We start from the raw sequence: 18,457 nt of genomic DNA on the forward strand, positions 1-18,457 counted from the left end.
ATGAGTAAGTCACTGTTGATTATCAGCCGTCAGGCTCCTTGGTCAGGCCCCTCTGCTCGCGAAGCATTGGATATTGCCCTGGCAGGCGGCGCTTTTGATCTGCCTGTTGGCATGCTGTTTCTCGATGATGGCGTGTTTCAACTGAGCGGCGCGCAACAACCTGCCAGCCTGCAGCAGAAAGATCTCAGCGCCAATCTGCAAGCTTTGCCGATGTTTGGTGTGGAGGCGTTGTATGTTTCGCAGCGCAGCCTAGAGGAGCGTGGCTTACACCAGTCATCCAGCAGTCTCGCAGTCGAGCTGCTAAACGATACCGCGCTAACCGCTCTGATTGACCGATATGACCAGGTGATTACGCTCTGATGGCTACTTTGCATGTGCTCTCACACTCCCCCTTTACCGACAGCCGCCTAGGCAGTTGCCTGCGTATTCTCGGCAGCCAGGATGCATTACTGCTGTGCGGCGATGCGGTTTACGCCTTGCAGGCTGGCAGCGTACAACGCCAGGCGCTTGAACTGATGCCAGAAAGCACTGCGCTGTTTGCCCTGGATGAAGATGTACAGGCCAGAGGGCTTGATCTTCCCGCACGCCTTACCCAGGTGGATTACTGCGGTTTTGTTGCGCTCAGCTGCCAGTACGACAAAGTGAACACCTGGCTATGAACCTGCTGCATGTTGAGGGCCGTGAGCTACCGTTGGATAAAGACGGCTACCTGGTCGAATTAACTGATTGGTCTGAAGAGACTGCGCAGGCCTTGGCGCAACGCGAAGGGCTCAGCCTGAGCGCCGAACACTGGGAAATTTTGCAGCTGGTTCGTAGTTTTTATGACGAGTTCCAGCTGTCCCCCGCCAATCGCCCACTGGTGAAATTTGTTGCCAGTAAACTCGGCCCAGAGAAAGGTAATAGCCTCAATCTCAACCGGTTGTTCAATGGCGCTCCCGCCAAACTCGCCGCCAAACTGGCGGGCCTGCCCAAGCCGACCAATTGCCTATGAATCTCGTTACCCCGCCCGAACACCTCTTCGCTCAATTTGTGCGCATTCTTGGCAAAGGCAAGCGCGGCGCGCGCAACCTGACCCGCGAGGAAGCTCGCGAAGCCATGGGCATGCTGCTCGATGGGCAGGCTGAAGAAAGCCAACTGGGCGCCTTTCTGATGCTATTACGGCACAAGGAAGAGAGCGCCGAGGAAATGGCCGGGTTTGCTGAAGCAGTTCGTGCACGATTGCAGGCGCCGGCGATACAGGTGGATCTGGACTGGCCAAGCTATGCCGGTAAGAAACGCCACCTACCCTGGTTTCTGCTGGCGGCCAAGGCCCTCGCCAACAGTGGCATTCGCATACTGTTGCATGGAGGTGGCCCCCATACTGCCGGGCGCCTGTACAGTGAACAGCTACTCGATACTCTGAACATTCCACTATGCCGCAGCTGGGGCAGTGTCGAGCAGGCACTGAATCAGCATCAGCTGGCGTTTATCCCGCTGGGCGATTGGATGCCGCAACTGCAACGGATGATCGACCTGCGCAATATCCTCGGTCTGCGCTCACCCATTCATTCGTTGACACGCATTCTTAACCCACTTAATGCCCGTTGCGGCTTGCAAAGCATTTTCCATCCTGGTTACCAGGCAGTGCACCGCGAAGCCAGCCAGTTACTAGGGGATACGGCGGTGGTGATCAAGGGTGAAGGGGGTGAAATCGAGGTTAACCCGGATGCAGCCAGCCACTTTTATGGCACAGCCAATGGCGCCAACTGGGATGAGGACTGGCCAGCGCTTTCTGCGCAGCGACATGTCAAACCCTCAGCGCTAGAACCGCAGTATCTAGCTGCGTTCTGGCGCGCCGAAGTGACAGATGCTTACGGTCAACTTGCGGTTATCAGCACCATGGCCTTAGCGCTGCGTGGCCTGGGACGTAGCCGTGACGACGCCTTCGTAGAAGCAGAGCACTACTGGGGCAAACGAAACTCATCGATTTGACCGATAGGTCTGCGTGTTTTTTTGCACTTATCCATACAGCGCAGGTCGTTAGGCTGGTACCTTCACGACATAAAGGAGCCAGCTTATGGGCCTGCTAATAGATGGACAATGGCGAGACCAGTGGTACGACACCGGTGATTCCGGGCGCTTCCAGCGTGAAGAGGCACAGCACCGCCACTGGATCACCGCCGACGGTGCACCCGGCCCCAGCGGCGAAGGTGGTTTTGCTGCCGAACCCGGGCGCTATCATCTGTATGTCTCGCTTGCCTGCCCTTGGGCACATCGCACGCTGATCCTGCGCGAGCTCAAAAACCTACAACCGCTAATTGGCGTGTCGGTGGTCAGTTGGCTGATGCGCGATCATGGCTGGACCTTCGACGCTAAGCACGGTGCCAGCGGTGATGCCCTTAACGACCTAACCTACCTACATCAGCGCTACAAAGTCGACGATGCGCACTACACGGGGCGGGTCACCGTCCCCCTGTTATGGGACACACAGCGCGAGTGCATCGTCAGTAACGAGTCGGCCGAGATCATTCGCATGCTCAACGGCGCCTTCGATGAGCTAACCGATAATCGCCTGGACTTTTACCCAGAGCACCTGCGCAAGCAGATCGACGCCTTGAATGACCGCATCTACCCCGCCATCAACAACGGTGTCTATCGTGCTGGTTTTGCCACGTGCCAGGCCGCTTATGAAGAAGCCTTTGATGAACTGTTCGCGACTCTGGATAGCCTAGATGCAAGCCTAGGCAGCCGTCGCTATTTAGCTGGCGAGCATCTGACTGAAGCAGATATACGCCTGTTCACCAGCTTGATTCGCTTCGATGCGGTTTACCACGGTCACTTCAAATGCAACCTGCGCCTGCTGGAGGACTACCCTAACCTGTCCAACTGGTTGCGCGAGCTGTACCAGTGGCCAGGGGTTGCCAAGACCGTGGACTTCACTCACATCAAAAGTCACTACTACGCCAGCCACGCCACGATTAACCCGACCGGTGTAATCCCTAAGGGGCCATCGTTACTTTTGGAACGGTCGCACGACCGTGAGCGCTTGCCTGGCAAGGGCATTTACCAACGCTGATAGTAGCTGGGGCCCTGATGAAGGGACCCAGGCAGCTGCCAAAACTCAATCCCGACCAGTGGCGTCTTCAAACCATGCGAGCTTTTCGCGCAGCTGCACCACACCACCGACTATAACCAGGGTTGGCGCACGCACGTCGTGCTCAGCGACCAATTCAGCCAGGTTAGCCAATGTGCCGGTAAACACTCTCTGGTTCTGTGTAGTGCCCTGCTGGATCAATGCCGCTGGAGTTGTTGCAGCGCGGCCATGGGCAATCAGTTGCTGGCAAATCATCGGCAGACCCACCAACCCCATATAGAACACCAGGGTCTGGCTGGAAGAGGTGAGTTCGTGCCAAGGCAAATTACTGCTGCCATCTTTCAGGTGCCCGGTGACAAAACGCACCGACTGCGCATGATCGCGGTGGGTCAGCGGAATGCCCGCATAGGCGGCGCAGCCTGAAGCCGCGGTGATGCCGGGAACCACTTGAAACGGTATGCCGTGGGCGGCCAGCTCTTCAATCTCTTCGCCACCACGACCAAAAATAAACGGATCGCCACCCTTCAGGCGCAACACCCGCTTACCTTCTTTAGCCAACGTGACGAGGCGTTGGTTAATTTGATCCTGCGGCAGTGCATGCTCAGCGCGCTGCTTGCCAACATAGATACGCTCGGCATCGCGGCGGCACAGCTCGATGATCGCCGGGGCGACTAGGCGGTCATACAACACCACATCGGCCTGCTGCATCAGGCGCAAGGCACGGAAGGTCAGTAGATCAGGATCGCCCGGCCCGGCGCCAACCAGATATACCTCACCCAACGCGCGTGGGGCAATCCCGGCAATTTTCTCTTCCAGCAGGCGCTCACCTTCCTGCAGTTTACCCGCGAATACGCTTTCAGCCACTTGACCTTGGAAGACGTCTTCCCAGAACACTCGGCGCTGTTGCACATCAGGGAAAAGCCCTTTGACCTGGGCACGAAAACGCTTCGCTAGGCCGGCTAATTGGCCATAAGTCGCGGGAATCCATGTTTCTATTTTGGCCCGTATGAGTCGCGCTAGAACTGGCGCATCGCCGCCGCTGGTAATCGCCACGATTAACGGCGAGCGGTCGACGATGGCTGGGAAAATAACACTGCAGAGCTTCGGCGCGTCCACCACATTGACCGGAATACCCAGCGCTTGGGCCTCGGCCGAAATGTGCGCGTTCAGTGGCTCGTCGTCCGTCGCAGCAATGATCAGCGTCACCCCTTGCAGGTCGATCGACTGATAATCGCGCAGCAACACCTCGCCATGTCTGGCTAAGGCCATTTCGCGCAACTCATCCCGTATCTCGGGGGCCACTACCCGCAGCTTGGCGCCGGCATCACTGAGTAAGCGCGCCTTACGCACGGCGACTTCACCGCCACCGACCACCAGTACCAGGCGATCCTGCAGTTTGTGAAACAGGGGCAGAAAATCCATGACGCGCGCTCTCAATCGGGTAAACAAAACGAGGCGGCATTGGCCGCCCCGTTGCAGGTGACAGAAATCTGGATTAACCGATGATTTCGATGCCGCCCATATAAGGTTTCAGTACGCCTGGCACACGAATGCTGCCATCGGCCTGCTGGTAATTTTCCAGCACAGCCACCAGGGTACGACCCACCGCCAGGCCTGAGCCGTTGAGGGTGTGCAGCAGTTCTGGTTTGCCCGTTTCCGGGTTGCGATAACGCGCCTGCATACGACGCGCCTGGAAGTCACCGCAGTTGGAGCAGGAAGAAATCTCACGGTACTTATCCTGGCTCGGCACCCAGACTTCGAGGTCGTAGGTTTTCACCGCGCTGAAACCCATGTCACCGGTACACAGGGCCAACTTACGGTAAGGCAGCTCAAGCAGCTGCAACACGCGCTCGGCATTGGCGGTCAGGCCTTCAAGAGCGTCGAAAGACTGACTCGGCTCGACGATCTGCACCATCTCGACTTTGTCGAACTGATGCTGGCGGATCATCCCACGGGTATCGCGGCCAGATGCGCCGGCCTCGCTGCGAAAGCAGGGGGTATGTGCGACGAATTTCAGTGGCAGCTGCTTAGGGTCGAGAATTTCGCCCGCAACTATATTGGTCAGCGACACCTCAGCGGTTGGTATCAAGTACAGATCCGCTTCGCCTTCGCGGCTAATTTTGAACAGGTCCTCTTCGAATTTTGGCAGCTGGCCAGTGCCATGCAATGCCGGCGCCTGCACCAGATAGGGCGTATAGGCTTCTTCGTAGCCATGTTCGCCGGTGTGCAGATTGATCATAAATTGTGCAAGGGCACGGTGCATGCGAGCGATAGGCCCGCGCAGCAAGGCGAAGCGGGCGCCGGAGAGTTTGGCGGCAGTTTCAAAGTCTAGCCAGCCGTGTTGCTCGCCTAAGGCAACATGATCCTGAATCGGGAAGTCGAAGCTACACGGCGTACCCCAGCGCGACACCTCAACGTTGCCCTCTTCATCTGCACCGACCGGCACCGATTCGTGCGGCAGGTTGGGGATATTTAGCAGCAGGATATCGAGTTCACTTTGAATGGTATCAAGCTCACGCTTACCCTCCTCCAGATCGCTGCCCATTTGGTCCACTTCGGCCAGCAGCGGCGTAATATCTTCGCCGCGTTGCTTGGCCTGACCAATGGATTTGGAACGACTGTTACGCTCGGCCTGCAGCTGCTCGGTGCGGGTCTGCACCGTTTTACGCTGGGCTTCGAGTGCTTCGAAGCGTGCAACATCGAGGACAAAGCCTCGGGTAGCAAGGCGCTCGGCCACTTCATGGAGCTGGGTACGAACGAGTTTGGAATCGAGCATGTTCTGGTCTCAACACATCACAAGGGTTTGCATGGCCGTGGCCATGACGCGCAATGTCGCGCAGTTTAAGGCCTTACCCGGGTTTGGTGCCACTTCAGGGGGCCGGCGGCGGCTAACAGAGCGGGTTTAATGGCTTAGACGAGCCAGAACAAAACCTGCCCAGACCGCAAGGACACCGCCGAGGATGCTGCACAACAGGTAAGCGAGCGCTTCATTGAGGCGACCGCCTTCAAACAGCTTGAGCAACTCAAGACTGAATGACGAAAAGGTCGTGAAGCCCCCGAGCAGACCAATGACCAGGCCACCGCGCAACTCGATCGGCAGGTCGGTACGCAGCAGCAGCAAGCCGGAGAACAGACCGATCAGTAGGCAACCGACGATATTGACGGTGAAGGTGCCCAGGTAAAAGTGCCGCGGCCAGTGGGAGGCAACCCAGCTAGCGGTCAGAAAACGCAGCACTGAACCCACCGCACCGCCTAGGGCAACGGCCAAGGCCATGCGAATCATGTTTTTCTCCGTTGACGAGGACTGTTACGGTCCTGACTTTTCAAGTGCTGCAGCTTGTCGCGAATTTTAAGCTCCAAGCCGCGTGGCACGGGCTGGTAGTACTCACGTGGTTCGAATGCCTCGGGGAAATAATCCTCACCAGCGGCATAGGCATCAGGCTCATCGTGGGCATAGCGGTATTCGTCGCCGTAGCCTAACTGCTTCATCAATTTGGTGGGCGCGTTGCGCAGGTGCAGCGGCACCTCTTGCGAGCCATGCTCAGCCGCATCGCGCTTGGCTGCGTTGAAGGCGTTATAGACCGCGTTACTTTTCGGTGCACAGGCTAGATAGATAATCGCCTGGGCTACGGCCAGCTCGCCCTCAGGACTACCCAAACGTTCTTGCACATCCCAGGCATTCAGACAGAGCGTCAGTGCCCGCGGGTCCGCATTGCCGATGTCCTCACTGGCCATGCGTACCACGCGACGGGCGATGTACAGCGGGTCGCAGCCGCCATCGAGCATGCGCGCAAACCAATACAGCGCACCGTCTGGGCTGGAGCCACGCACGGACTTGTGCAAGGCGGAAATCTGGTCATAAAAGGCTTCGCCGCCTTTATCGAAGCGGCGTTGAGTATCACCCAGTAAATTGAGCAATAACGCGCTGCCGATCTCGCTGCCGTCTTCGGCGAGGTCGGCAGCGTTTTCCAGAAAGTTGAGCAGGCGCCGACCGTCACCATCGGCGGCGGCTTGGAGGATCTTAAAGCTCTCCTCAGGCAAGCTTAATTGGCGCTCACCGAGTCCCTTCGGGTCACTTAAGGCGCGATCAACCAGCTTGCGCAGGGCGGTCTCATCGAGACTTTTCAGCACGTACACACGGGCACGTGAGAGCAAGGCGTTGTTCAGCTCGAACGAGGGATTTTCCGTGGTCGCGCCAATAAAGATCAGCGTGCCGTCTTCGACATAGGGCAGGAAAGCATCTTGCTGCGATTTGTTGAAGCGGTGCACTTCATCGACAAACAGGATGGTTTGCCGACCATATTGCGCCGCATGTTGCTGGGCGACTTCCACGGCCTGACGAATTTCCTTAACCCCAGACAGCACGGCGGAAATCGTTTCAAAATGCGCGTCAGACACCTGTGCTAACAAACGCGCCAGAGTGGTCTTGCCCACGCCCGGCGGACCCCAGAAGATCATCGAGTGCAGCGCACCCTGCTCCAACGCCTCACGCAAGGGCTTACCACGGGCGAGCAAATGCTCCTGCCCAACATACTCATCCAAGCTCGCTGCGCGCAGGCGAGCGGCGAGCGGCTGAGCGACAGACGCCTTGCGAAACAGATCCATGATCGGGGTAACGCCTCTCGCTCTTGAGCTATTTACTCTTGAATCACGTCCGCGCCGGCCGGAATCTCGAAGGTGAACTGCGCGTTGTCTTGTGGCTCATTCATTTTCACGTTGAGGAAAAGAATGTTGGTGCGCTGACCGATGCTGTCGATCAGCTGCATGTCGTTAAGTACGCTATTACGGAACGACAAGCGCAGGCTGTCAAACAGGGTGTCTTTGGATTTTGGCTTAAGAATGAAGTCGACCACATTGCCGCCTTCTTTGTGGCTAATTTCGAAGTTCTCACGGATCTTCGAGACGTCACCCGATAGCAGCAGCGCCGGGGTATGAGTCAGACGCTGATCGAGGGTCTGGATGGTTACTTGTTGTAGGTCTGGGTCATACAACCAGACTTTCTCACCGTTAGAGACCAACAGTTGCTCCATCGGAGCATCGGTGTGCCAGCGAAACAGGCCAGGGCGCTTGAGCACAAGTTGGCCTGAGGTTTCCTGCAGCTGAGTGCCGCCGCCATCCAGGGTCAGCTGGGAAAAGCGCGCAGTAATGGTTTGCGCCTGGTTAAGTAATACGGTCAAACGCTGTACCGCGACTTCATCATCAGCTACGGCGGCAACACTGGTAAAGCTCAATACGGTCAGCAACAGCATGCGAATCAGGCGCATGGGACTCCTTATCAATTCAGGGCAAGGTATTAATCGCGAACAGGGCTAGGTGCTATGACCTCGCGAGAGCCATTTGTGTTCATTGAGGTTACGACACCGGCCATTTCCATGGCCTCAATCATTCGTGCGGCGCGGTTGTAGCCAATTTTCAGTTTGCGCTGCACGGCGGAAATCGACGCGCGGCGGCTCTCGAGGACAAAGTTGACCGCTTCATCGTAGAGCGCATCGGTCTCGCTGTCTTCGCCACCCTCGCCGCTGCCTTCGAAACCACTGCCGGCCTCCTCAGCACCATTAAGAATTTCCTCGATATAGTCCGGCGTACCGCGCTGCTTCCAGGCCTCGACGACCCGATGGACTTCTTCGTCGGAAACAAAAGCGCCGTGGACGCGGATCGGCAAGCTCGTACCCGGCGGCATATATAGCATGTCACCGTGGCCAAGCAGCTGTTCGGCGCCGCCTTGATCAAGAATGGTACGTGAGTCGATCTTGCTCGAAACCTGAAACGCCATTCGGGTAGGGATGTTGGCCTTGATCAGACCGGTGATCACATCGACCGAGGGACGCTGCGTAGCTAGAATCAGGTGAATCCCCGCCGCACGGGCTTTTTGCGCGATACGCGCGATCAGCTCTTCAACCTTTTTACCAACAATCATCATCATGTCGGCGAACTCATCGACCACCACCACGATGGTGGGCAGAGGTTTCAGCAGCGGTGCTTCGTCGTGCATGCTTTCGCGCTTGTACAGCGGGTCAGAAAGCGGTTCGCCTGCCTCGATGGCATCTTTGACCTTACGGTTAAAGCCAGCCAGGTTGCGCACGCCCATTTTCGACATCAGCTTATAGCGGCGTTCCATCTCGGCCACCGACCAACGCAAAGCATTAGCGGCCTCTTTCATGTCGGTGACGACAGGGCATAGCAGGTGCGGAATACCTTCGTAGATCGACAGCTCGAGCATCTTTGGATCGATCATAATCAAGCGCGCCTCTTCTGGCGTCGACTTGAACAGGATCGACAAAATCATCGCGTTAACTCCGACCGACTTTCCGGAACCGGTGGTACCGGCTACCAACAAGTGAGGCATCTTCGCCAGGTCGGTAATCACCGGTTTACCGCCGATGTCATGGCCTAGCGCCAGAGTCACCGGAGACTTGGCCTCATCATATTCAGGTGACGACAATACTTCGGAGAAGCGCACAATCTGTCGGTCTTCGTTGGGTATCTCGATACCGACCGTGGTTTTACCTGGAATAACTTCTACGACGCGCACGCTGATGATCGCCATCGAGCGCGCCAAGTCTTTGGCCAGGCCGGAAATACGGCTGACTTTGATCCCCGCTGCGGGCTGGATCTCGAAGCGGGTAATCACCGGGCCCGGATGAACGGACTCGACGATAACCTCGACGCCAAATTCCTTGAGTTTGATTTCCAGCAGACGTGACATGGCCTCAAGGTATTCGGGCGAATATTTCTTCTGTACTTTTTCAGCCACATCGAGGATCGAGATCGGCGGCAAGCTACCAGCTAGAGCGCTGTCTTCGAAGAGATTGACCTGTTTTTCTTTGAGTACACGCTTGCTGGGCTCAGTTTCTTTCGGCGCAACTGAAGGAGCGATGACCGGCGCTGCGCGGTTAACACGCTCACTCATGTGTTTGCTTAGCGATTCTTCGCGCTGAATAAGGCGTTCTTTGACTTTAGCTTGCTCGCGACGGTCCAGCACTATCGGTGCGGACACGTCACTGACACGCTCATCGACCTCGCGCAGCTGCGCAACCAACTGCTTACGCTCAAGCCGAGCATTCCACCAGCGATTGGCCAGGCTCTGAATAAGCTCGATCAAATCCAGAGTGATTTTGCCGGTCAAGTCCATCACCTTGAACCAGGATAAGTCGGCAAACACGGTCAATCCGAAAAGAAAAAACGCAATCAACAGTAGCGTGCTGCCCTGCACGTTCAACCCATTAATAGCCAGCTGGCCAAGGCTTTCACCCAGTGCACCACCAGCAGAAGCTGGCATGCTCGAACCGGCATCAAAGTGGATAAATGCCAGCGCAGCCCCGGACAGCACCAGAAACATCAGGCCAATCAGGCGCCAGGAAAACAGCCAGCCGCTCCACTGCCACGGCTGATGGCGTGCGCGGAATACCTGTAAGGTTTTGACGGCCAGCAGCAGCGGGAAAACATAGGCGAAATAGCCTAGCGCCATAAACAAAATATCGGCAAACCAGGCGCCCGCGCGGCCGGCTGAGTTCTGTACTTGTTCAACATTACTGGTGTGGGTCCAACCCGGATCCGCCGCATCGTAAGTCAGCAGTGCCATCCACAAATAAAGGCAAAGCGCGCCCAAGCCAATCAATGCGCCTTCTTTTAATCGATAAGGCAGTTGCTGACGCCAGAGAGGGAGTTGGGCGGTTGGGCTAGATTTCTTCAAAACGCATGTGTTCCTGCGCCAAAGACGCCGAATAGAGGATTAACAATTAAAATGTGTGGTGATTGTACGGGTTTAACCAGTCCGTGGAATGTTTCAGCCATTCGCTCAGGCAGGCTCAGGCGGTTGACTCCCGCTCTTTAGCCGCTTCGGTGTAGCATGTTGACCGATATCGTCCGTGCGGCTCAATTGGAGCATGCATTCTCTTTTGTGACAAAGGCTTATGAGGTGTTTTTATGAGCGAAGTCAAGCATTCACGCTTGATCATCCTGGGCTCCGGCCCTGCCGGTTATAGCGCTGCCGTTTACGCTGCCCGCGCCAACCTCAAGCCTGTGATCATTACCGGCATTCAACCCGGCGGTCAGCTGACCACTACAACTGAAGTGGACAACTGGCCCGGTGATGTCGAGGGCCTGACCGGCCCAGCGCTGATGGAGCGCATGCAAAAGCATGCGGAGCGCTTCGACACCGAGATTGTCTATGACCACATCCATACCGCTGAGTTGCAGTCGCGCCCTTTCACATTGAAAGGTGACAGCGGTACTTATACCTGTGACGCATTGATTATTGCCACCGGCGCCTCGGCGCAGTACCTGGGCCTGCCGTCGGAAGAAGCATTTGCCGGCAAGGGTGTATCGGCCTGTGCGACCTGCGACGGCTTCTTCTACCGCAACCAGGTGGTTGCGGTGATCGGCGGTGGTAACACCGCGGTCGAAGAGGCCTTGTATCTGTCGAATATCGCCAAGGAGGTTCACCTGGTTCATCGCCGCGACAAGCTGCGCTCGGAGAAAATCCTGCAAGACAAGCTGTTCGACAAGGCTGCCAACGGTAATGTGGTGTTGCATTGGAACCACTCGCTGGAAGAAGTTCTGGGCGACAACACCGGTGTTACTGGCGCGCGCCTGAAAGATACGCAAACCGGCGTTACAACCGACCTACCGCTGGCTGGCGTATTTATTGCCATCGGTCATAAACCTAATACCGATCTATTCCTGGGACAGCTGGAAATGCGTGACGGCTACCTGCTGATCAAAGGCGGCAATGAAGGCAACGCCACCGCTACTAGCATCGAAGGGGTGTTCGCAGCAGGCGACGTGGCCGACCACGTCTACCGCCAGGCCATCACCTCAGCAGGTGCCGGCTGTATGGCAGCGCTGGATGTCGAGAAATTCCTCGACGACAATTGATTCACTTCAGGGCGGGCCTACATCCGCCCTGCCCTACCCCAGGGCTTGCACATGCTGACGTGGCTGCAACGCGACTCCTTGATTTTCCCACCACTCAATAAAGCCCTACGTGAGCCCAACGGCCTGCTTGCTGCAGGTGGTGATCTGCGGCCAGAACGCTTGATAGAGGCCTATCGTCACGGCTGCTTCCCCTGGTTCCAGGATGACCAACCAATTCTCTGGTGGTCTCCAGACCCGCGCACCGTTCTGCTACCCAACAAGCTTCACATCTCTCGCAGCCTGGCCAAGGTGCTGCGCCAAGCGCGTTATCGAGTGACTTTTGACCAAGCGTTCGCTGATGTCATTCGCGCCTGCGCAGGCCCACGCAGCTATGCAGCAGAAACATGGATCACCAGCCCCATGCAGGACGCCTACCTTGAGTTGCACAAACGAGGCGTGGCGCACTCAGTCGAAGTCTGGCGTGATAATCAGCTGATTGGCGGGCTATACGGTCTGGCCATGGGCCAGCTATTTTTTGGCGAGTCGATGTTTAGCCATGCAGATAACGCATCCAAAGTGGGTTTCGCCACCTTGGTTGAGCGATTGGAACACTGGGGCTTTGCTCTGATCGACTGCCAGATGCCTACTGAACACTTGCTTAGCCTCGGCGCCGAAACGATTTCAAGAGATGAGTTTGCATGCTACCTGAGTGCTCACCTTGACCAGCCCAACCAAGCCGACTGGCTCGCCTAGGCGAGTTAGCCAGCCTGGCTTACACTTGTTTGAAGACCGATCCCGAGAGCCGATCATGACTGAGCTGGCCCGCCTGAAGTTTTATGCCACTCAACCACACCCCTGCAGCTACCTGCCCGATGAACAGGCTACAACTCTGTTCCTCGACCCCAGCCAGCCGATGGATGTGGAGGTTTACGCTGAACTTTCGGAAATGGGTTTCCGCCGTAGCGGCGACCATCTTTACCGGCCGCACTGCCAACGATGCAACGCGTGCATCCCAGCACGCATCCCAGCTGCGCAGTTCAGCCCCAGCCGCCAGCAACGACGCATACTCAAACGCAATCAGGACATTCAGGTGCGCATCGTGCGCCCAGCTTTTACCGAGGAATATTACGCACTGTATGCGCGCTATATTGAGCAGCGGCATGCCAATGGTGATATGTACCCGCCCAACCGCGAACAATTCTCGACCTTTCTAGTACGCGATTTAGCATTCTCACGCTTCTACGAGTTCCGTTTGGGTAACCAGCTGCTGGCAATCGCCGTGACTGATGTGCTGCCCAATGGACTGTCTGCGGTTTACACTTTTTATGAGCCAAGCGAGGAACGACGCAGCCTCGGACGCTTTGCCATCCTTTGGCAAATCGCCGAAGCCGCCCGTATTGGGCTGCATGCACTCTATTTGGGTTACTGGATCAAGAGCTGTCGCAAGATGAGTTACAAGACTCAATATCGACCCATCGAGCTATTCGTCAACCAGCGTTGGACCAGCATTAACTGAAGCGCTTGGCGTAAACCCCAAATTTCGGGCACAATGCACGCCGCTTTTGCCTGGCGCCAGTTGCACCGGGCCATTCATTGGATACCGAGGGCTTTACTGCATGTCGAAAGAAGACAGCTTCGAAATGGAAGGCACTGTCGTCGACACCCTGCCCAACACCATGTTCCGTGTGGAGTTGGAAAATGGGCACGTCGTTACTGCGCACATCTCCGGAAAGATGCGCAAAAATTACATCCGCATTCTGACTGGCGACAAAGTTCGTGTTGAACTTACGCCTTATGACTTGAGCAAGGGCCGTATTACCTATCGCGCCCGCTAACAGGCCGCTGAAAACCTAGTTTTCCGGCATCTGTTACACCAAGCTCCAGTAAAAACGCCCGGCAATGCCGGGCGTTTTTGTGCGCGTAAAAACTACGCTTAGGCCATTTCTGCCGTGGTTTCGAAATCGAAGGTCAGCTCACCATCTTCTATGTCGATACGCACCACACCACCGTGGTCAGCCAGCTCACCAAAGAGTATCTCTTCCGCCAGCGGACGCTTGATCTTGTCCTGGATCAAGCGTGCCATTGGCCGCGCCCCCATTTGCACGTCATAACCACTCTCCGCCAACCAGCTACGTGCCGCACTACTGACTTCCAGTGTGACCCGTTTGTCCTCAAGCTGTGCTTGCAGCTCTGTAAGGAACTTGTCGACGATGCTTTTGATCACCTCGTGACTCAGGCGGCCGAACTGAATAATGGTATCCAGACGGTTGCGGAATTCCGGCGTGAAGCTTTTCTTGATCACTTCCATGGCATCAGACGAGTGGTCCTGACGGGTAAAGCCAATGGATGCCCGCGCAGCCGTTTCAGCCCCGGCGTTTGTGGTCATAATCACAATCACGTTACGGAAGTCTGCTTTGCGGCCGTTGTTATCGGTCAGGGTTCCGTGATCCATAACTTGCAGCAGCAGGTTAAAGACCTCTGGGTGAGCCTTCTCGATCTCATCAAGTAGCAGCACGCAGTGTGGCGTCTTGGTGATCGCCTCGGTTAACAAACCACCTTGGTCAAAGCCAACATAGCCTGGTGGCGCACCGATCAGACGCGACACAGTATGGCGCTCCATGTACTCGGACATGTCGAAGCGAACTAGCTCAACCCCCAAGGCTTTAGCCAATTGGCGCGCGGCCTCTGTTTTACCGACCCCGGTAGGACCAGCGAACAAGAACGAGCCAACCGGTTTGTCGGGCGCTTTAAGACCGGCGCGCGACAGCTTGATTGCAGTCGACAGCGAGTCAATCGCAGCGTCTTGCCCAAAAACAGTGAGTTTTAGGTCGCGCTCAAGATTGCGTAACAATTCTTTATCCGAGCTGCTGACATGCTTAGGCGGAATACGGGCAATTTTCGCCACGATATCTTCAACCTGTGCCACATCAATACGAGTCAAACGCTTATCCAGTGGCTGCAGACGCTGATAAGCCCCTGCCTCATCGATTACATCAATGGCCTTGTCAGGCATGTGGCGATCGTTGATATAGCGCGAGGCGAGCTCAGCGGCTGCGCGCAGAGCCTCATCGCTGTACTCGATACTGTGGTGCTGTTCGAAGCGGCCTTTCAGACCACGCAGAATGCCAATGGTGTCTTCGACCGAAGGCTCAACCACATCGACTTTCTGGAAGCGCCGCGCCAGGGCACGGTCCTTCTCGAAAATACCGCGAAACTCTTGGAATGTTGTCGAGCCAATACAACGAATTTCACCCGACGACAACATTGGCTTGAGCAGGTTGGATGCATCCATAACCCCACCAGACGCTGCGCCAGCGCCGATAATGGTGTGGATTTCATCGATAAACAGAATGGCATGTGGGCGCTTACGCAACTCATTGAGCAACGCCTTCAAGCGCTTCTCGAAGTCACCGCGGTATTTGGTACCGGCCAGTAGCGCACCTAAATCTAGGGAGTAGACCACGCTGTCTGCCAGCAGATCAGGCACCTGCTTATCGACGATGCGCTTAGCCAGCCCCTCGGCAATGGCTGTCTTACCCACGCCAGCCTCACCGACCAGCAGAGGATTATTTTTGCGCCGGCGCGCGAGAATCTGCGCCACACGCTCAACTTCCATTTCACGACCGACCAGTGGATCAATTCGACCCTGACGAGCCAATTCGTTCAAATTGCTGGCATAAGCATCAAGAGGATTGCTGGAGCTGGCGGATTCACCACCCTCTTCGTCCTGCATTTCCTGTTCGGTTTCCGCATGACCGCCGTGGCCTGGCACCTTAGAGATACCATGAGCAATAAAATTGACCACATCGATACGTGCGACGCTCTGCTGCTTAAGCAGAAATACCGCTTGGCTTTCCTGCTCGCTAAAAATCGCAACCAGTACATTAGCGCCGGTAACCTCACGCTTGCCGGAGCTTTGCACGTGGAAAACTGCACGCTGCAGAACGCGCTGGAAACCGAGCGTAGGCTGGGTCTCGCGTTCTTCATCGTGCTGGGGAATTAACGGCGTGGTGGAGTCGATAAACTCCTGCAGGTCATGCCGCAACTTGTCTAGGTTGGCACCGCACGCACGCAATACGCTAGCGGCGGCCTCATTATCAAGAAGGGCCAGCAGCAAGTGCTCAACCGTCATAAATTCATGACGCTTGGTACGAGCCTCCTTGAAAGCCAGATTGAGGGTGACTTCGAGCTCTCGATTTAACATAGCTTCACCTCATGCCCAAGTGGCCGGCGTTAACCGTCCTTCTCTATTTCACAGAGTAGCGGATGCTGGCTCTCTCTCGCATATTGATTCACCTGTGTCGCTTTGGTTTCAGCAATATCACGAGTAAACACTCCACATACTGCCCGCCCCTCTGTATGGACGGCCAGCATGATTTTGGTCGCTTGTTCTCGATTCAGGCTGAAAAAAACCTCGAGAATCTCGACCACAAAATCCATTGGGGTGTAGTCATCATTAAACAAAATCACCTTGTACATCGGAGGCGCCTGCAGTGCGGGCTTAGCCTCCTGTACGGCCAAGCCATAGGAGTCATCCTCATGCTCGGCGGGATCGTCTTGGTTGGATGTTAGTCGAATCTGGCTACGTGCATGCATGCTGAATAGCTTCGTTGATGGGCGAATAGTCTGTACTGGACAGAGTTTGACCGGCTTCTCAGCCAGTTACAGCATTGCCTTGACTATCGGCAAAACGGTGTTACAAACAATGAATGCCCTATGCGGGTATTAGAGGGGTTCTGCAGTGTTGCTGGCGCATGTCAAGCAACGTGCGGAGTGAGTGGATGATACTCCAGTGATGGAGTCCTTTGCAGAGGGATATCAGCATGGTTAGCGGTAAGGTCAAGTGGTTCAACAACGCCAAAGGTTACGGGTTTATCGTCGCTGATGGTCGAGATGAGGACCTGTTCGCCCATTACTCGGCCATCCAAATGGACGGCTATAAAACGCTGAAGGCTGGCCAGCCGGTAAGCTTCGATATTATTCAAGGCCCCAAAGGGCTCCACGCCGTCAACATCAGCGCGGCAAATGCGGTCATTGAAGCACCTGCCACTATCAAGCAGCATCATGAAACAATGGTTGATGTCTGACTGCCTAGGTAGCTGACTGCCAACAAAAAAGGCCGGTCAATTGACCGGCCTTTTTTTACTGCACCTTCGCCTACATGTGCGAAATCAACGCATCACCGAATGCCGAGCATGAAAGCAGCTTGGCACCGTCCATCAGTCGCTCAAAATCATAGGTCACAGTCTTGGCCGAGATAGCGCCATTGGTGCCCTTGATAATCAAGTCGGCGGCTTCGATCCAGCCCATATGGCGCAGCATCATTTCGGCAGAAAGGATCAGCGAACCCGGGTTCACCTGATCCTTGCCAGCGTACTTCGGCGCAGTGCCGTGGGTGGCTTCGAACATGGCAATGGTGTCTGACAGGTTGGCGCCCGGAGCGATACCGATACCGCCCACCTCAGCCGCCAGGGCGTCGGACAGGTAGTCACCATTGAGGTTCAGGGTGGCGATTACATCGTACTCAGCAGGACGCAGCAGGATCTGCTGGAGCATGGCGTCGGCGATGGCATCCTTAACAATGACGTTCTTGCCGGTTTTCGGATTCTTGAACTGCATCCAAGGGCCGCCATCAAGCAGGGTTGCGCCGAACTCTTCAGCAGCAATTTCGTAAGCCCACTCTTTGAAGGCACCTTCGGTGAACTTCATAATGTTGCCTTTGTGCACGATGGTCAGCGAGTCGCGGTCGTTATCGACCACATACTGCAGAGCCTTACGCGCGAGACGCTTGGTACCTTCTTTAGAAACAGGTTTAACGCCGATACCGCAATCCTGGTCGAAGCGAATCTTGGTGACGCCCATTTCCTCTTTGAGGAACTTGATTACCTTGATGGCTTCCGGCGAGCCGGCCTTCCACTCGATACCGGCATAAATGTCTTCCGAGTTTTCACGGAAGATCGTCATATCGACGTCCTGTGGCTTCTTTACTGGGCTCGGCACACCTTCGAACCAACGAACTGGACGCAGGCAGACATACAGATCGAGCTGCTGACGTAGGGCAACGTTCAGAGAGCGGATACCGCCACCCACTGGGGTCGTCAGCGGTCCCTTGATGGACACAACGTAATCCTTTACTGCATCCAAGGTTTCCTGAGGTAGCCAGGTGTCCTGGTCGTAAACCTGAGTGGCTTTCTCTCCGGCATACACTTCCATCCAGGAGATCTTGCGCTCTCCGCCGTAGGCTTTCTGGACGGCAGCATCAACGACTTTGATCATTACCGGGCTGATATCGACACCAATACCATCACCTTCAATGAAAGGAATGATTGGGTTATTCGGTACATTCAGAGATGTATCGGCATTAACGGTGATTTTGTCACCGATTGCTGGCACCTGGATCTTTTGGTATCCCATGCTGGACTCCGTCTTGTGGTTAAACAGTCAGATCACTCGAGAGTACCCCACTTGAATCGAGTGAAACCATATGTTCATTGGTCTTATGCGCCAAGGCATTCTGTGACGTACGGC

At 55.8% G+C, this 18,457-nt stretch carries 19 protein-coding genes; 10 read left to right on the forward strand and 9 right to left on the reverse strand.

The genetic code is table 11. The features are described from left to right. The 5 genes from tusC (at position 1) to BMZ32_RS10705 (ending at position 3,055) form a co-directional block, all read left to right on the forward strand. Positions 1-360, forward strand: a complete 360-nt coding sequence (tusC, locus tag BMZ32_RS10685) for a sulfurtransferase complex subunit TusC (protein ID WP_090241950.1) — start codon at positions 1-3, stop codon at positions 358-360. Continuing rightward, positions 360-659, forward strand: a complete 300-nt coding sequence (gene tusB, locus BMZ32_RS10690; RefSeq protein ID WP_090241951.1) for a sulfurtransferase complex subunit TusB — start codon at positions 360-362, stop codon at positions 657-659. Before tusC ends, tusB begins: the two co-directional genes overlap by 1 nt. Further along, the gene (locus BMZ32_RS10695; protein ID WP_090241952.1) at positions 656-991 is read left to right on the forward strand and encodes a TusE/DsrC/DsvC family sulfur relay protein; all 336 of its coding nucleotides are present in this window, start codon (positions 656-658) and stop codon (positions 989-991) included. The genes tusB and BMZ32_RS10695 overlap by 4 nt, the downstream gene beginning before the upstream one ends. Continuing rightward, entirely contained in the window at positions 988-1,971 is a 984-nt protein-coding gene (locus BMZ32_RS10700) for a glycosyl transferase family protein (RefSeq protein ID WP_090241953.1), read from the forward strand. Before BMZ32_RS10695 ends, BMZ32_RS10700 begins: the two co-directional genes overlap by 4 nt. An 85-nt stretch (positions 1,972-2,056) precedes the next feature. Continuing rightward, complete coding sequence (locus tag BMZ32_RS10705) at positions 2,057-3,055, forward strand: glutathione S-transferase family protein (protein WP_090241954.1); 999 nt, start codon at positions 2,057-2,059, stop codon at positions 3,053-3,055. Positions 3,056-3,100: 45 nt separating this feature from the next. Here BMZ32_RS10705 and cysG read toward each other — a convergent pair whose 3' ends face one another. The 6 genes from cysG to ftsK all read right to left on the reverse strand — a co-directional run bounded on the left by cysG (position 3,101) and on the right by ftsK (position 10,766). Then, on the reverse strand, positions 3,101-4,495 hold the full coding sequence (cysG, locus tag BMZ32_RS10710) for a siroheme synthase CysG (RefSeq protein ID WP_090241955.1): 1,395 nt from the start codon (positions 4,493-4,495) through the stop codon (positions 3,101-3,103). A gap of 73 nt (positions 4,496-4,568) precedes the next feature. Next, positions 4,569-5,849: a serine--tRNA ligase gene (gene serS, locus BMZ32_RS10715; RefSeq protein WP_090241956.1), complete on the reverse strand. Its 1,281-nt coding sequence runs from the start codon at positions 5,847-5,849 to the stop codon at positions 4,569-4,571. 126 nt (positions 5,850-5,975) lie between these two features. Then, entirely contained in the window at positions 5,976-6,356 is a 381-nt protein-coding gene (gene crcB, locus BMZ32_RS10720; protein WP_090241957.1) for a fluoride efflux transporter CrcB, read from the reverse strand. Further along, positions 6,353-7,678: a replication-associated recombination protein A gene (locus BMZ32_RS10725; protein WP_090241958.1), complete on the reverse strand. Its 1,326-nt coding sequence runs from the start codon at positions 7,676-7,678 to the stop codon at positions 6,353-6,355. Before BMZ32_RS10725 ends, crcB begins: the two co-directional genes overlap by 4 nt. Before the next feature lie 32 nt (positions 7,679-7,710). Beyond that, positions 7,711-8,337 (reverse strand): outer membrane lipoprotein periplasmic chaperone LolA, encoded by a 627-nt coding sequence (gene lolA, locus BMZ32_RS10730; protein WP_090241959.1) that lies wholly within the window; start codon positions 8,335-8,337, stop codon positions 7,711-7,713. Between the two features lie 29 nt (positions 8,338-8,366). After that, positions 8,367-10,766 carry a DNA translocase FtsK gene (gene ftsK / locus BMZ32_RS10735; RefSeq protein WP_208598710.1) on the reverse strand — a complete coding sequence of 800 codons (2,400 nt, stop codon included), beginning with the start codon at positions 10,764-10,766 and terminating at the stop codon, positions 8,367-8,369. 233 nt (positions 10,767-10,999) lie between these two features. Between ftsK and trxB the strand changes: the two genes are divergently transcribed. The 4 genes from trxB to infA all read left to right on the forward strand — a co-directional run bounded on the left by trxB (position 11,000) and on the right by infA (position 13,764). Then, entirely contained in the window at positions 11,000-11,950 is a 951-nt protein-coding gene (trxB, locus tag BMZ32_RS10740) for a thioredoxin-disulfide reductase (protein WP_090241960.1), read from the forward strand. Between the two features lie 51 nt (positions 11,951-12,001). Beyond that, positions 12,002-12,682: a leucyl/phenylalanyl-tRNA--protein transferase gene (gene aat, locus BMZ32_RS10745; RefSeq protein WP_090241961.1), complete on the forward strand. Its 681-nt coding sequence runs from the start codon at positions 12,002-12,004 to the stop codon at positions 12,680-12,682. Positions 12,683-12,737: 55 nt separating this feature from the next. Further along, positions 12,738-13,445 (forward strand): arginyltransferase, encoded by a 708-nt coding sequence (locus BMZ32_RS10750; RefSeq protein ID WP_090241962.1) that lies wholly within the window; start codon positions 12,738-12,740, stop codon positions 13,443-13,445. 100 nt (positions 13,446-13,545) lie between these two features. Then, positions 13,546-13,764: a translation initiation factor IF-1 gene (gene infA, locus BMZ32_RS10755; protein WP_002553999.1), complete on the forward strand. Its 219-nt coding sequence runs from the start codon at positions 13,546-13,548 to the stop codon at positions 13,762-13,764. Between the two features lie 98 nt (positions 13,765-13,862). On the opposite strand, the gene clpA is transcribed toward infA, so the two are convergent. Both clpA and clpS read right to left on the reverse strand, forming a co-directional pair. Then, on the reverse strand, positions 13,863-16,133 hold the full coding sequence (gene clpA / locus BMZ32_RS10760) for an ATP-dependent Clp protease ATP-binding subunit ClpA (RefSeq protein WP_090241963.1): 2,271 nt from the start codon (positions 16,131-16,133) through the stop codon (positions 13,863-13,865). 29 nt (positions 16,134-16,162) lie between these two features. Beyond that, positions 16,163-16,525, reverse strand: a complete 363-nt coding sequence (gene clpS, locus BMZ32_RS10765; RefSeq protein WP_090241964.1) for an ATP-dependent Clp protease adapter ClpS — start codon at positions 16,523-16,525, stop codon at positions 16,163-16,165. A gap of 227 nt (positions 16,526-16,752) precedes the next feature. Between clpS and cspD the strand changes: the two genes are divergently transcribed. Then, positions 16,753-17,016, forward strand: coding sequence for a cold shock domain-containing protein CspD (cspD, locus tag BMZ32_RS10770; protein ID WP_090241965.1), 264 nt, complete (start codon positions 16,753-16,755; stop codon positions 17,014-17,016). Between the two features lie 70 nt (positions 17,017-17,086). On the opposite strand, the gene icd is transcribed toward cspD, so the two are convergent. Beyond that, entirely contained in the window at positions 17,087-18,343 is a 1,257-nt protein-coding gene (gene icd, locus BMZ32_RS10775) for an NADP-dependent isocitrate dehydrogenase (protein ID WP_090241966.1), read from the reverse strand. Positions 18,344-18,457 lie beyond the last annotated feature (114 nt).

This window comes from Pseudomonas guineae (assembly GCF_900113745.1).
In the GTDB taxonomy this organism is placed as follows: Bacteria; Pseudomonadota; Gammaproteobacteria; order Pseudomonadales; family Pseudomonadaceae; genus Aquipseudomonas; species Aquipseudomonas guineae.